The sequence below is a fragment of the Novosphingobium sp. Chol11 genome (assembly GCF_900218065.1).
Classification (GTDB): Bacteria; Pseudomonadota; Alphaproteobacteria; order Sphingomonadales; family Sphingomonadaceae; genus Sphingobium; species Sphingobium agri.
The window spans coordinates 2,313,546-2,327,457 of the sequence record NZ_OBMU01000001.1 but is presented as its reverse complement, the minus strand read 5'-3'; the positions used below and the strand labels follow the sequence as shown (position 1 = coordinate 2,327,457).

Here is a 13,912-nt window from a genome sequence, read left to right as displayed (position 1 = left end):
CTTTCGCTGGGATGACGGCTATTCCTTTTTCCGTCATGCCAGCGAACGCTGGCATCTCCTGAGGCCGGGAGTGAGCTCGCTTAATGCGCCGCAGCTGGACTTACATCATGACCAACAAGCCGCACGGCGTGCTGTATGTCGGCGTGACTAGCGACCTCGCCACCCGCATGGATCAACATCGGCGTGGCGAAGGTTCGGCCTTCTGCCGGAAATATAATTTGCGGCGACTGGTGCTTGCGGAGGAGCATGGGGAGATCGACTTCGCCATTGCTCGGGAGAAAGCGCTGAAGGCGTGGAAGCGGGACTGGAAGATTGCGTTGATCGAGGCGAGCAATCCGGAATGGCGGGATTTGTTTGATGTCATCCTGTAGAGGCCTGAGATCCCAGCTTTCGCTGGGATGACGGCATTTTTCTGAAGCCGACGTCGAATGGCGCCTTACTGCTCCCCTATTAAACAACCGAACAACAAAGTTCGATCAACCGCTTGACCCGCGCGCGGAAAGGTTCGATCCCGCAACTATCATGGCAATGGCCGCCCGGGCCATGCCGTTCTCAACGTGTCGGAGTTGCGAACCTGATGTCCTTTTCGAAGCTATCTTCCCTGTTGCTGGCGGCTGCGCCGCTCGCCCTTGTTCAGCCCGCTTTGGCGCAGATGCCTGCGGGACCGGCGCCGGGTATCACGACGCAGTTGCCGCGTGGCGCTGCGCCCAGCCATTATGCGATCGAGGTGGTGCCCGATGCGGCGAACCTGAAGTTCACGGGCAAGGTGACGATCGACCTCAATGTCGCGCAGGCGATGCCGGTGCTGGTGCTGAATGCCGCTGACCTTTCCATCGGCAGCGTCGCGCTGACCCCGGCGAAGGGTAAGGCGATGACCGGTTCGGCCAAAGTCGATGCCAGTGCGCAGACGGTGACGCTGGATTTCGGCAAGCCGGTGCAGCCGGGCGCGTACAAGCTCGACATCGCCTATGGCGGCGTCATCAACACGCAGGCGAACGGGATGTTCGCGCTGGACTACAAGGATAATGCCGGAGCGCAGAAGCGGGCGCTGTTCACTCAGTTCGAGGCGCCCGATGCGCGGCGGTTCGTGCCGAGCTTTGACGAGCCGAGCTACAAGGCGACGTTCGATCTGTCCGCGATCGTGCCGACGGGGCAGCTGGCGGTCAGCAACATGCCGGTCAAGGCGTCGCAGGATCTGGGCGGCGGCAGGACGCGGGTGACGTTCGGCACTTCGCCGAAAATGTCGTCCTATCTGCTGTTCTTCGGGCTGGGCGAACTGGAACGCGCCACGAAGATGGCGGGCGCGACGGAAGTGGGCGTCATCACCGGCAAGGGGAATACCGGCAAGGCGCAGTTGGCGCTGGATGCGTCGGCGGCGATCCTGCCCTGGTATAACGACTATTTCGGCGTGCCATTCCCGCTGCCCAAGCTCGACAATGTTGCCGGGCCGGGACAGAGCCAGTTCTTTTCCGCCATGGAGAATTGGGGCGCGATCTTCACGTTCGAGCGCGCGCTGCTGGTCGATCCCAAGTTCACGTCAGAGGGCACGCGGCGGACCATCTATTCGATCGTCGCGCATGAGATGGCGCATCAATGGTTCGGCGATCTCGTCACCATGGCCTGGTGGGACGATCTGTGGCTGAACGAGGGTTTTGCGAGCTGGATGGCGACCAAGGTCACCGACAAGCTGCAACCGGAATGGGAAATGCTGCTGACCCGCGTCGGCGGGCGCGAGCGGGCGATGGCGCTGGATGCGCTGGCGACGACCCATCCGGTGGTGCAGAAGATCCATACGGTGGAAGAGGTCAATCAGGCCTTTGACGACATCACCTATGAAAAGGGTGAGGCCGTCATCACCATGCTGGAAGGCTTTGCCGGTGAGGATGTGTGGCGCGCGGGCATCCGCGGCTACATGAAGGCGCACGCCTATGGGAATACGGTGACGGACGACCTGTGGAAGGCGGTCGAGGGCGCGGGGGCCAAGGGGCTGGTCGGCATCGCGCATGACTTTACCAGCCAGCCGGGCATTCCGCTGGTGAAGGTGGAGAGCGCGCAGTGCCGGGACGGATCGACCGTGCTGGCGCTCAGCCAGGGCGAGTTCAGCCGCGACCGGAAGGACAAGGCGCCTCTCCGCTGGAACGTGCCGGTGATGGCGCAGGCGATTGGCGGCGCGCCGCAGCGTCTGATCCTGAACGGCACGGCTTCGGTGACGCTGCCGGGGTGCGGGGCCTATGTGATCAATGCCGGGCAGACGGGCTATTATCGCTCGCTCTATCCGGAGGCGAATGTGAAGGCGCTGGCGGCGGGCTTTACCCGGCTGTCGTCGATGGACCAGATCGGGCTGTTGGCCGACAATTTCCAGCTGGGACTGGGCGGATATCAGCCGATCGGGCTGGCGCTGGACATGGTGGACGCGGTGCCCGCCAATGCGAGCCCGGCGGTGCTGGCCGAGGTGCCGGATTATCTGAGCAGCGCCTACACGATGCTGGATGGCGATCGGGTGGGCCAGGCGCGGATTGCCGCCTATGCCTCGCGCAAGCTGGGGCCGGTGCTGAAGAGCGTCGGCTTTGATGCAAAGCCCGGCGAAGGGGCGCAGGTGCCGGTGCTGCGGTCGGCGCTTGTTTCGACTTTGGGTAGCATGGGTGACAAGGCGGTGCTGGCCGAAGCGCGGCGGCGCTTTGCCGAGCCGGCGCTGATGGAAGGGCCGCTGCGCAATGTGTGGCTGCGCATCATCGCGCAAAATGCTGATGCTGCGACCTGGGACAAGCTGCGGGCGATGGCCAATGGCGCGACGAGCGCGCTCGATCGGAGCACGCTGTTTGCCTTGCTGGGCGCGGCGAAGGATGAGGGGCTGGGGCGCAAGGCGCTCGACCTCGCCATGACCGATGAGCCGGGGAAGACGACCAGTGCGGCGATCATTTCGGCGGTGGGTGCGGAGCATCCGATGCTGGCGGTCGATTATGTGTTGGCGCACAGGCAGCAATATGAGGCGCTGATCGACGTGTCGGCGCGGTCACAGGCGATTGCGCGGCTGGGCGGCGGGTCGGCTGACCCGGCAATGGCGGCGAAGCTGGACGCCTATGCGACCCAATATCTGACGCCGGAATCGCGTAAGGTGGTGGACCGGTCGATCTCCGCCATCAGGACGCGGATCGAGACGCGGGCGCGGTTGAAGCCTGCGTTGCTTGCCTGGTTTGTGAGGAAGTGAGTGGGGAGAGCTTAGCTGCTCGCTGACGCTCGCGCCCACCCCTAACCCCTCCCGCTTGCGGGAGGGGGACTTCGTGGCTCTATCGGGTGAGGTTTAGCGCCTTGGCGATGTCGTCCCAGGCGACGAGCTTGAAGTTCTGCGCGGCGGCGGCGTTGTGGCCGTCCTGCGCGACGAAGATGCCGCCGGGATAGGCCGGGCCGAAATCGCCGAGCATCAGGTCGATGCCGTCGGTTTCCTCGGCCCCGCCAATGGCGCCGTCGATGATGCGGAAGCGGCCGACATAGCTGTCGTCGGTCAGACGGTAGACGGCATAGGCATTGTCGCCCTGGCTCGACACGATGACATAGCCGTCCCGATCGCCGATCGGCGCGATGGCGACGCCTTCTGCATCCATGACGATGTTCTTGCCGTCGGCGGCGGCGATCTTGACGGGGGCGGTGGAGCCGTTGGCACGGGCGTCGAAGCGCCAGAGGCCGACATCTTCTTCGGCCACGTAGAGGATGCCGGTGCGGTCGTCGACGGCGCAGCCTTCCGACTGGGTGCCAAGCTTCATCGTTCGCACGGTCCGGCCCGTGACACTTGCGCCGGAGGCATCGAGGGCGACCTGATGGATCGTCCCGTCCTTCAGCACGATGAAGGCATCAACAGCGTCCCCTGAGCGGTAGAGGCAGACGCCATATGCCTCGCCCTTGCCGCCATCGACCTTGCCCAGCGCGGTCAGCTTTGCCGTCGCGGGGTCAAGGCTGAAGAGCGCGAGCTTGGCGTTCGCCACGTCATTGCGGTCACTTGCGACGACGAGGATGCCAGGCTTGCCCCCGATCGTCACGCCATCGCGCAGGTCGACATTGTTGACCCGTCCCGCGTCAAGGAAGCTGCGGGTCTTGCCGTCAAGGCCATAGACATAAAGTCCCGCCTTCTTGTCGGTGCCGACGATGAGGCTTTGCGCCGGGTCTGCGTCGTTGCGCCAGATCGCGGGATCGTCGGCGGCGTCCGCATTGGCTGTGCCCACGGGGGTGGTTTCCCCCCGCGCCGTCACGGAGACGGCGGGGGAGGCATTGGCGATGCGCACGGCGATGGGCGCTTCGGTCTCCGCACTCGCACAGGCGGCGAGCGCGAGGAGGGGGAGGGTGGAAAGGATGGTCTTTTTCATGGATCAGAAGCTCGCCGAGATGCCGAATTTCGCTGTCCAGTTATATTCCTCGAACTGGAGCAGGCGCTTGCCTCCTGCGAAATTCTGATAGGCGAAATAAGGTTCGTTGGTGACGTTGATCCACTCGGCAAAGACGCGGATGCCGGGAACGATGCGATATTTGGCGCTGAGGTCGATCTGGAAATGATCGTCGACATAGCGGTCGGTTTCCGCCGCGTCGGTGATTTCATCCAGATATTTGTCACGGTAGGTGCCCGCCGCGCGCAGCGAGATCGGGCCCTTTTCATAGCCGATGACGACGTTCAGCGTGTTCTTCGACGAGTTCAGCAACGGGATCGATCGCGGATCGCTGATGTCGCCATCATTGAGGACGGTGCCCTTGGCATCGGTGTAGGTGTAGTTGACGTTCAGCAGCAGGCCGTCGAGCGGGGCGGGCAGGAAGCTGAAGACCTGGGCGTAGGACAGTTCGAACCCCTTGATTTTGCCCTTGTCGCCGTTGATCGGGATCGTCAGTTCTTCATAGTCGATGCCGTTGAAGGTGCCGGGCGTGGTGAGCCGTTGCGACACGACGAAATTCTTCACTGACTTCCAGAAGACGCCGCCCGTCAGCGCGGCATTGGTGCCGAAATACCATTCCGCCGACGCGTCGATATTCCAGGCGCGGTAGGGTTTGAGGTTCGGATTGCCGGTGGTCGCTTCGTCATCTTCGTTGATGTCGAAGCGGGGCGCGAGGTCGGACAGCTTGGGCCGCACCAGGCTCTTGTAGCCGCCAAGGCGCAGGACGAGGTTGCGGATCGGTTCGTACCGCACCGCCAGGCTGGGCAGCCAGTCGGTATAGTTGCGAACGAAACGGTTGGGCGTAACAGTGACGGTATCGCCGTCCGATTGGGTGGTGAAGGCGTTGATGTCGTTGCGCGTCTGCTCCAAGCGGACGCCGCCAATGACGCGCAGCTTGTCGCTGTCCCAGCGGCCGAGCAGGTAGGTGGCGAGGATATCTTCCTTCACCCCATAGTCGGACGATGCAGAGGCCAGCGCCGTATCGACTTCGTTGAGGACGAAATTGTCGCGGTTGGCGTTGAAGAAATTCGTCGGGCCGGTGTGGCTGGGCAGCGGCAGGATGTCCTGAATGCGGTAGGTCTGCCCGCCCAGCACATCGGCCAGCGTGTAATCGCCGTCATAATCGTCATAGACGTCCGACTGGAGATTATAGCTCTTCTTGCGCCAGCGCGCCTTCATCCCGGTCTGAACGGTGAAGGTGCCATTGTCAGAGGTGAAGGCACGGGAGATGTCGCCGCGCAACGCATATTCGCGATCGCGCGCGTCCGATAGGGTCGTGCGCTCCAGCTCGTTGAAGCCGTAGCTTTCCGGGTCGAAGAAGGCATCGCTATTGCCCGTGACCGTAAAGCGCGGCTTTTGGGGATTAGAATAGTCGAAGCCGACATTGACGCCATCGTCATTGAAACGGGCGCGGAAGCGGGTGGGATCGATCGAACCATTTTCCCGCTCGCTCGCTTCCGACCAGCTGCCCGAATAGGTGATCTTCCACGGGCCGGTGTTGGTCTCGCCGCCAAGGGTGAGCGACTTGATCTTCTGCCGTTCGAAGCGGTCCTTCATGCGGCGGCGGACTTCGATGCGGCCGTCCTCGTCCGAAAATTCCGCGCTGGTCGCGGTCGAGGAACGGGGTGCTTCGTCCATGATCAGGATCACGTCGCCACGATATTCCTGATCGTCGAACTGGCTGTAGAGGCCGCGCGCATAGAGCTTCGTCGTGTCGGTCGCGAGCCAGTCGAGGCTGAGCGATCCGCCGATGCGCTTCCGCTGCACGTCATAGTCGCGATACTGGATTTCGGCGGCATAGGCATTGCCTTCGTCCGTCACATCCCAATCAGTGGCTTCGATATTGTCGCTTTCGAACTTGCGCTTGTAGTAGCTGAAGCCGCCCGCGATGCCGAAGCGATCGGACAGGCGCGTCGAAAAATCGAAGCTGCCCTTGGGCGTCAGCGCGTCGGCGAAGTCGTTATAGCTGCCTTCCAGCTTGACCGAATAGAGATCCTTCTTGCGATCGAAGGCGCTGGTGGTGTTGATTTCTATCGATGCGCCGATCGTGTCGGCATCCATGTCCGGCGTCAGCGACTTCTTGATTTCAATGGATTCGATGAGTTCGGACGGGATGACGTCCAGCGCGACTTGGCGCGTGTCGCTTTCCGGGGCGGGAAGGCGGGTGCCGTTGATGGAGGCGGCGTTGAGCGCGGGATCAAGGCCACGCACCGACACGAAGCGGCCTTCGCCCTGATCGTTCAGGATGTTGACGCCGGGCAAGCGGCGGATCGATTCGGCAACATTCTGGTCCGGGAACTGGCCGATGGCGTCGCGGGTAAGGACGCTTTCCACGCCATCGGCGGCGCGCTGGCGGGACAGGGCCGACGCCTGGTTGGCGACCTGGCCGACGACGATGATCGAGCTGTCGATGTCCGAACCGATGCGGATGTCGGCATCGGCATCGCCGGTCGAGGGCACGGTGACGGTGGTGCGCACTGGGTCCGCACCGACATAGCGTGCCTCGATCGTGTAGGTGCCGGGTGCGACGTCGGGGAAGCGGTAGCTGCCGTCGCGACCGGCTTCGGCGACGCGGCCCAGCTCAACGATCCGCAACTGCGTGGATTGGAGGGCGCGGGTGCCGGTGCCGTCGAGTACGGTGCCGCTGATGGTGCCTGCCAGAGCGGCGGCAGGCGCCGTCAGGGCAAGAGCGATGGCTGCGCGGCTGGCGCCACGGAAAAAGCGGTTCATGGTGGAAATCTCCCTGTTGCCAAGGGAGATCGGCCCCACCGTCCCCCTTCTGGTCGAGGAGGTCAGTGAGATATTTTCCTTACACTGGCATGCCGGTTCGGTGACAGTTTGATGATGTTAGTGTGGCAATATGTTACATCGATGCCTGCCGCCGCAGCCGGGCGTAGAGGCCGCCGAGGACGGCCGCGAAGAGGATGAGCGCGAGCGGCACGGCGAGTGGGTTTTCCGCCACGAGCGCAAGCGGCGCGTCGCTGTTGGTGGCCGCGACGATTCCGGCGAAGGCGACGCCGAACAGGCTTTCACCGACGATGAAGCCCGTCGCCATGAGAACGCCCATGCGCTCGGCAAAATCGGGGCTCCGCTGGCGGCGCGCCCAGCGATTGTAGAGGTGGCCGATGACGGCGCCCACGGGAATGAGCAGGGTAAGCGCCATCGGCAGGTAGATGCCCATGCCGACCGCGAGCGGCGGCAGGCGCAGCTTGCCAGCCTTGCCCAGCACTTCGTCGATGCCGACGACCACCGCGCCGATCAGCGCGCCGGTGCCGATCAGGCCCCAGTCGAGATCGCCGCCCAGCACCCCCTTCGCCAGTGCGGAGATCAGCGCGGCTTGAGGCGCGGGGAGTGCGGTCGCCTTCGCCCCCGGCGCGCCTGCAAAGCCGAAGGCGCTGTTGAGGAGGTCGAGCACCGGGGGAATGACGAGCGCACCGAAGATGACGCCCAGCACCAGCGCCACCTGCTGCTTCCAGGGGGTCGCGCCGACCAGCTGGCCGGTTTTCAGGTCCTGAAGATTGTCGTTCGAAATGGTGGCGATGCCGAAGACGATCGCGGTGACGAACAGGGCGTAGGCGATGAGGGCTTGGCTCTGTTTCGGATCGCCGCCCGAGCCGTAGATGGCGGCGAGGATCAGTGAAGCGCCGAGGACGGCGAGGATGCCGACGCCGGAGATCGGGCTGTTCGACGCGCCGATCAAGCCCGCCATATAGCCGCAGACCGATGCGATGACGACGCCCGCGACCAGGATATAGGCGAGGGTCAGGATGAGGATCGGCACGGGATTGAGCGCGATCGGCCCGCCCTGCGCGAAATACCAGAGCAGAACGGCTATCGGAGCGAGCGAGGCGAGGATGGTGCCGCCGACAATGCCGATGGGCAGGTCCCGCTCGGTCAGTTCAAGCAGGCTGCCGTCGCCAGCTTTGCGCTTGCGGGCTGCCGCCATGGCGGATCGGATGCCGCTGATTATCGGGCCCAATATCTTGAGCAGGGTCCAGATCGCGGCAATGCCGATCGTGCCGGCGCCGATGAAGCGCGCCTTCATGCGGAAAGTGGTGCCGACCACTTCGGCAATGTCGGCTCCGGCGGGCAGCGGCGCGGTGAGCCAGGGGACGAGGCCGACCCAGCTGATCAGCAGTCCGACGAACATCGCGACGCCGACCGACAGGCCGACCAGATGGCCGACGCCGATAAGCGCCATGGAGAAGCTGGTAGAGAGTGACGTCGCGCCTGCGCCGAATTTGAAGAAGGTGGCGGCCTCTTCGGCAATCAGCTTCGTCTTGGCGGTGATGGAGAAGGCCGCGGCGGCGAGCGCGCTCATGATTATGGCGGAAAGGCCGCGCTTATTTTCTTCAAGGCCCTCGCGCGAGCCTGCCCCCACTTTAAGCACTTCGGCGGCGGCGACGCCTTCGGGATAGGGGAGGTCGGAGCCGGTGACGAGCGCGCGGCGCAGCGGCACGGAATACATGACGCCCAATATGCCGCCCAAGGCGATGGTGAAGGCGGACAGCCAATAGGGGAAGCCCTGCCACCAGCCGATGATGACGAGGCCCGGCAGCACGAAGATGATCGCGGACAGCGTGCCCGCCGCCGACGCGATCGTCTGGACGATGTTGTTTTCAAGGATCGTGCCGGTCGCGAACAGGCGCAGCACCGCCATGGAAATGACGGCGGCGGGGATGGAGGTCGCGAAGGTAAGGCCGATCTTCAGCCCCAGATAGACGTTCGCCGCGGTGAAAAGGAGCGTGATGAGCGCGCCCAGGATGACGCCGCGAAGGGTGAGCTCCGCCATGGGAGTAGGCGTGGGTGTGGCCTTGGCCGAATCAGTGGTCACCAGCATCATCCCCCTCTGGGTGTCTTTTACCGGTGTACGGTAATAATGTTGCTTAGCCGTGGATCAATTGGAAAGTGACAGCGGGCGCGGTGAAGGTGCTGCCGCCATCTCCATCCGGTCCAGCCAGCCATCGACCAGCCTGTTCCACCGGCTGTAGCCTCGCCCGTTCATGTGCAGGCCATCGGGTCCGAACAGCGATGCGTCCGGCAGGCCGTCATGGGCAAGCAGGCTGCTGCCGACATCCAGATAGTCGAAGCCGCCGACCCGGCTGCGCGCCGCGACGGTCATGTTGACTGCGGCCATCTTCGGCCAGAGCGTCCACCGGATCGGCGAGGGTTTGAGCGAGAGATAGGCGATGCGCGCCTTGGGGTAATCGGCGCGCAGCTTCTTGAGCAGCGCGAGTATGTTGCGGGCGACGATGTCAGGCGTGGCTCCGGCCGCAAGGTCGTTCTCGCCGATATAGACGAGGACGGAGCGGGGTTCTGCCTTGGGGAAGAGCCGAGGATAGTGGCGCAGCACATCGGGCGTCGTCGCCCCGCCGAAGCCGCGATTGACGGTGCTTCTGTCGGGAAAGCTTGCCTGCGTATTCCAGAGCCTGATGCTGGAACTGCCGAGGAAGAGGACCGCGCCCGGCGCGCCGTTGTTCGCCTCATTCGCCTTCGCGAAAGCGGCGACTTCATTGGCGAAGGGGAAGGTGGGATCGGCGTTGACCCGGAGTTCGTCAGGGGCGCTCTCGGCCGGTGCCTGCGCAGCCGCGATGCCGGTCAGGCCGGGCAGCAGGGCAATGGCGGCGGCAATCCGCCACCATGCTCCTGTAAGAGGCCGGGCCTTAGTGGCGATGGAGCGGGCGCAGCTGATATTTGCCGTTGGCATAGGTCCCGAACATCCCCGCGATCGCCGGATGATCCACCGGCTCCCCGCTGTCGTCCGCGAGCAGGTTCTGCTGGCTCACATAGGCGACATAGCTGGTTTCGCCATTTTCAGCGAGCAGGTGGTAGAAGGGCTGGTGCTTGTCGGGCCGGGACTGTTCCGGGATCGCCTGATACCATTCCTCGCTGTTGGCGAAGACGGGATCGATGTCGAACACGACGCCACGGAAACCGAAGTGGCGATGCTTCACGACATCGCCGATGCTGAAATGCGCATGGACAACGGGGGGCGCGCTGACATCAGCCCCAAAAATTGCAGTGGTGTCGGTCATGAACAGCAATTTAGGACGCCCGTGCGGTCTTACAAGAAAAATACGGACCTCTCCGCTTGGCAAGCCGGTCATCATTCGCTAATGGCCGCCGCTCGACCGGGTCGGCGCAGGCCGCACCTTCTGCGGAGAGGTGGCAGAGTGGTCGAATGCACCGCACTCGAAATGCGGCGTGCCGGCAACGGTACCGAGGGTTCGAATCCCTCCCTCTCCGCCACTCCAACTCACCAATCGGTGGCTGAACCGTTGATCCGTCCCGCCTTACTGCGCGCGCTTGCCCTGCTGCTCTTGCTGGCCCCGGCGGCTGCATGGGGCCTGCCAGGCAATCGTCCGACGCCCGGCTACACGCGCGTGGCGATCGAGACATCGGTGGGCACGATCGTGGTCGCCGTCGATACCAAGCGCGCGCCGCGCACTTCGGCCAATTTCCTGGCCTATGTCGATGATGGCCGGTTCGATGGCGTCGCCTTCTATCGCGCGGCGCGGCGCAAGAGTGATGCGAAGCTGGGATTGATCCAGGGCGGAATCGATACGGATGCGCGCAGATCGCTGCCGCCCATCCCGCATGAGCCCACCAGCAAGACCGGCATCCGCCATCTGGACGCGACCCTGTCGATGGCGCGGCCGAACCGGCCGGATTCGGCGATGGGCAACTTCTTCATCACGGCCGGAGCCACCCCTAATATGGACGCGCGCGGGACGTATATCGGCTATGCCGCGTTCGGGCATGTGGTCGCGGGCATGGATGTCGTGCGCCGCATCCTTGCCATGCCGACCTGCTGCGGGTCCGGGCCAATGCGCGGGCAGATGATCGTGAAGCCTGTAAGGATCATTCGCGCCAAGCGGCTGGATGGAACGGCGCGGCCGACGCGCGGTGTGAAGCCGTGGCTGATCGGATTGCGGCGCAAGGGCGCATCCTGACATTTCCTCTGTTCCTCATGCGCTTCAGCCGTCAGGATGGGCGTGGAAGGAGACGGCCATGGCGGCGGGACGGATCAGGGTAGGCATAGGCGGATGGACGTTCGAGCCATGGCGCGGCACCTTTTATCCCGAGGGCCTGCGCCAGAAGGACGAACTGGCCTATGTCGGCCAGCATCTGACCGCGACCGAGATCAACGCCACCTATTATGGTACGCAAAAACCCGCGACCTTCGCGAACTGGGCGAAGGTGGTGCCCGATGGGTTCCAATTCGCGGTGAAGGCTTCCCGCTTCTGCACCAACCGCCGCGTGCTGGCGGAAGCCGGGGAATCCATCGCCAAGTTCGTGGGGCAGGGCATCGCCGAACTGGGCGACAGGCTCGGCCCGATCCTCTGGCAGTTCATGCCGACCAAGACGTTCGACGCTGAAGATTTTGGCGGGTTCCTGAAACTGCTGCCCGACAGCATAGGCGGCGTGCCGCTGCGCCACGCCCTGGAGGTGCGGCACGAAAGCTTCGATGATCCCGCTTTTCTGCAACTGGCCCATGATGCGGGGGCGGCGGTCGTGCTTGCCGACCATGATGAATATCCCGCGATCAAGGGCCGTGATGTGGGGTTTTCCTACCTTCGCCTGATGCGATCGCGAGAAGAGGAGGCCACCGGCTATCCGCCTTCGGATATCGAGGGCTGGAAAAAAAGTGCGAAAGGCATGGCGGATAAGGGAGACGTCTTCGTCTTCTTCATCAGCGGGGCCAAAGTTCGTGCGCCCGCCGCCGCTCAGGCGATGCTTGTTGCATTGAAGTAACAGCGACCGTTGCGTTTGCTGCAACTGCGAACGCGCCCTTTGCGATTGAGGCGGAGGGCGTCTTCCATCATATGCGCGCTTGTCCAAACAGGGCGCAAAACAAAAATTGCAGGAAACGAAACATGCGGCACACTTTGCAGGGCGTTGCGCTGATGGTTGCGGTCGGTGCGCAGATGCTGACCTTCTACTCGGTACTTTACGCTTGAGCGATTGATCGCTCTTATTCATTCCTCGTCTTGGGGAATTTCAAAAAGGCCGCCCGGCTATTGCCAGGGCGGCTTTTTTATTGCTAGCGGTTCTTGGCAATGAGCCAGGCTCTGCTCTTTGTGTACGGATCTCTCCGTCCCGGATTTGACGGAGAAATGGCCCGATGGCTTGCATCCGTGGCGCGTTTCGAGTGCGCTGCCCTTGCGAGCGGCGTGCTCTACCGAGTGGATTATTATCCCGGTTTTGTCCCCGGACCTGACGGAATTGTCACAGGTGAGCTGTTTCAGTTGCCGAATGCGGAGGCCATGCTTTCGGTGCTTGATGAGCATGAGGAGTGCACGGCGCATTTTCCTCAGCCCCATGAATTCCGGCGTGAACGGATAAAGGTGCGCAGCGCCGCCGGGCTGACCGATGCATGGACCTATGTCTTTGCCCGCGATGTGACGGGGCTGGAGCGGATCGCGAGCGGTGACTTCCTTGCCTGACCCGCTTGCGCCCGGCCGCTGAGCCGATAGTCTGCGGCGCGGGGGAAGCGGAGAGGACGCGACATGAGCCATGACGATGAACCACAGCGGGTGACGGATCGCCTGCCCGAAGACCGCAGCTGGATCGACAGCACGGGGCTGGACCGGCGCAAGCTGCTGATGACCGGAGCCTTTGCCGCCGGTTTCGCCGCCGCCTGCCGCCCGGTGTCGAGCAGCGCCGTTCAGACATCGGGCGAAGGATTGACCCAGGAAACAGTGTCCATCCCGGCGAGTGACGGCTTTTCCATGCCAGCCTATGTGGCGCGGCCGGAAAAGGCGAAGAACGCTCCGGTCATCGTCGTCGTGCACGAGATTTTCGGTGTCCATGAATGGATTCGCGACATGTGCCGCCGCTTCGCGGGCCAAGGCTATTATGCGATCGCGCCCGATCTGTTCGCGCGCCATGGCGATGCCACCAAGATCGCCGATATCAAGCAGCTGATCGGCAGCATCGTGTCGAAGGCGCCCGATGCGCAGGTGATGTCCGATATCGACGCGGCCTATGCCTGGGCGGGCAAGCATGGCGGCGACGCGACGCGGCGCGGCATTACGGGCTTTTGCTGGGGCGGTCGTGTCGTGTGGCTCTACGCCGCACATAGCGCGCAGCTGGACGCGGGTGTCGCCTTCTATGGCAGGCTGGTGAGCGACAAGACGGCATTGCAGCCGCTGAGCGTGGTCGAGCAGGCGGCGGCGTTGAGAGCCCCGGTGCTGGGACAATATGGCGCGTTGGACAAGGGCATTCCCGTCACCGATGTCGACGCGATGCGAACCGCGTTAAAGGCGTCGGGCAAGTCGCCGCCGGACGAGATTACCGTCTATCCGCAGGCGGATCATGGCTTCATGGCCGATTACCGGCCGAGCTATAATGAGGCGGCGGCGAAGGAAGCCTGGGCCGCTACGCTGGAATGGTTCGGGCGTTATGTGAAGGGCAGGAAATAAAGCGCCATCGCTGACCAGTCTTTCCGTTCGGTTTGAGCTTGTCGAGCCTCTTCTTTTTCTCTTGAAGGGCAG

11 protein-coding genes and 1 tRNA gene are annotated in these 13,912 nt (G+C 63.5%); 7 read left to right on the top strand and 5 right to left on the bottom strand.

Going from position 1 to position 13,912, the window contains the following annotated elements; all coding sequences use genetic code 11:
• The first annotated feature begins 83 nt into the window (after window positions 1–83).
• Together NCHOL11_RS11585 and NCHOL11_RS11580 are read left to right on the top strand one after the other, a co-directional pair.
• Window positions 84–371 (top strand): GIY-YIG nuclease family protein, encoded by a 288-nt coding sequence (locus NCHOL11_RS11585; protein WP_097092432.1) that lies wholly within the window; start codon window positions 84–86, stop codon window positions 369–371.
• A gap of 206 nt (window positions 372–577) precedes the next feature.
• Window positions 578–3,208, top strand: a complete 2,631-nt coding sequence (locus NCHOL11_RS11580; protein ID WP_097092431.1) for a M1 family metallopeptidase — start codon at window positions 578–580, stop codon at window positions 3,206–3,208.
• A 79-nt stretch (window positions 3,209–3,287) separates the two neighbouring features.
• Here the strand turns inward: NCHOL11_RS11580 and NCHOL11_RS11575 are convergent, their stop codons facing one another.
• From NCHOL11_RS11575 to hspQ, 5 genes are all read right to left on the bottom strand, one after another.
• Entirely contained in the window at window positions 3,288–4,358 is a 1,071-nt protein-coding gene (locus NCHOL11_RS11575) for a phytase (RefSeq protein ID WP_097092430.1), read from the bottom strand.
• A 3-nt stretch (window positions 4,359–4,361) separates the two neighbouring features.
• Window positions 4,362–7,145 carry a TonB-dependent receptor gene (locus tag NCHOL11_RS11570; protein ID WP_097092429.1) on the bottom strand — a complete coding sequence of 928 codons (2,784 nt, stop codon included), beginning with the start codon at window positions 7,143–7,145 and terminating at the stop codon, window positions 4,362–4,364.
• 133 nt (window positions 7,146–7,278) lie between these two features.
• Window positions 7,279–9,207 (bottom strand): OPT family oligopeptide transporter, encoded by a 1,929-nt coding sequence (locus NCHOL11_RS11565; protein WP_176502261.1) that lies wholly within the window; start codon window positions 9,205–9,207, stop codon window positions 7,279–7,281.
• 105 nt (window positions 9,208–9,312) lie between these two features.
• Window positions 9,313–10,122, bottom strand: a complete 810-nt coding sequence (locus NCHOL11_RS11560) for a GDSL-type esterase/lipase family protein (RefSeq protein ID WP_097092428.1) — start codon at window positions 10,120–10,122, stop codon at window positions 9,313–9,315.
• A complete protein-coding gene (gene hspQ, locus NCHOL11_RS11555; RefSeq protein ID WP_097092914.1) occupies window positions 10,079–10,450 on the bottom strand; it encodes a heat shock protein HspQ in 372 nt (123 codons plus the stop codon). Before hspQ ends, NCHOL11_RS11560 begins: the two co-directional genes overlap by 44 nt.
• Window positions 10,451–10,574: 124 nt before the next feature.
• On the opposite strand from hspQ, the gene NCHOL11_RS11550 reads away from it, so the two are divergent.
• The 5 genes from NCHOL11_RS11550 (at window position 10,575) to NCHOL11_RS11530 (ending at window position 13,840) form a co-directional block, all read left to right on the top strand.
• A tRNA-Ser gene (locus tag NCHOL11_RS11550) sits at window positions 10,575–10,664 on the top strand.
• A 32-nt stretch (window positions 10,665–10,696) separates the two neighbouring features.
• The gene (locus NCHOL11_RS11545) at window positions 10,697–11,368 is read left to right on the top strand and encodes a peptidylprolyl isomerase (protein ID WP_097092913.1); all 672 of its coding nucleotides are present in this window, start codon (window positions 10,697–10,699) and stop codon (window positions 11,366–11,368) included.
• Between the two features lie 58 nt (window positions 11,369–11,426).
• The gene (locus NCHOL11_RS11540) at window positions 11,427–12,170 is read left to right on the top strand and encodes a DUF72 domain-containing protein (protein ID WP_097092427.1); all 744 of its coding nucleotides are present in this window, start codon (window positions 11,427–11,429) and stop codon (window positions 12,168–12,170) included.
• Between the two features lie 305 nt (window positions 12,171–12,475).
• Complete coding sequence (locus NCHOL11_RS11535) at window positions 12,476–12,862, top strand: gamma-glutamylcyclotransferase family protein (RefSeq protein WP_097092426.1); 387 nt, start codon at window positions 12,476–12,478, stop codon at window positions 12,860–12,862.
• A gap of 63 nt (window positions 12,863–12,925) precedes the next feature.
• Window positions 12,926–13,840, top strand: a complete 915-nt coding sequence (locus tag NCHOL11_RS11530) for a dienelactone hydrolase family protein (RefSeq protein ID WP_097092425.1) — start codon at window positions 12,926–12,928, stop codon at window positions 13,838–13,840.
• Window positions 13,841–13,912: the final 72 nt, after the last annotated feature.

What these genes read in the sequence shown, in the direction of transcription:
- NCHOL11_RS11585 (WP_097092432.1), top strand. Translation starts at nt 84, where the DNA reads ATGCGCCGCAGCTGGACTTACATCATGACCAACAAGCCGCACGGCGTG.
- NCHOL11_RS11580 (WP_097092431.1), top strand. Translation starts at nt 578, where the DNA reads ATGTCCTTTTCGAAGCTATCTTCCCTGTTGCTGGCGGCTGCGCCGCTC.
- NCHOL11_RS11575 (WP_097092430.1), bottom strand. Translation starts at nt 4,358, where the DNA reads ATGAAAAAGACCATCCTTTCCACCCTCCCCCTCCTCGCGCTCGCCGCC.
- NCHOL11_RS11570 (WP_097092429.1), bottom strand. Translation starts at nt 7,145, where the DNA reads ATGAACCGCTTTTTCCGTGGCGCCAGCCGCGCAGCCATCGCTCTTGCC.
- NCHOL11_RS11565 (WP_176502261.1), bottom strand. Translation starts at nt 9,207, where the DNA reads ATGGCGGAGCTCACCCTTCGCGGCGTCATCCTGGGCGCGCTCATCACG.
- NCHOL11_RS11560 (WP_097092428.1), bottom strand. Translation starts at nt 10,122, where the DNA reads ATGCCAACGGCAAATATCAGCTGCGCCCGCTCCATCGCCACTAAGGCC.
- hspQ (WP_097092914.1), bottom strand. Translation starts at nt 10,450, where the DNA reads ATGACCGACACCACTGCAATTTTTGGGGCTGATGTCAGCGCGCCCCCC.
- NCHOL11_RS11540 (WP_097092427.1), top strand. Translation starts at nt 11,427, where the DNA reads ATGGCGGCGGGACGGATCAGGGTAGGCATAGGCGGATGGACGTTCGAG.
- NCHOL11_RS11535 (WP_097092426.1), top strand. Translation starts at nt 12,476, where the DNA reads ATGAGCCAGGCTCTGCTCTTTGTGTACGGATCTCTCCGTCCCGGATTT.
- NCHOL11_RS11530 (WP_097092425.1), top strand. Translation starts at nt 12,926, where the DNA reads ATGAGCCATGACGATGAACCACAGCGGGTGACGGATCGCCTGCCCGAA.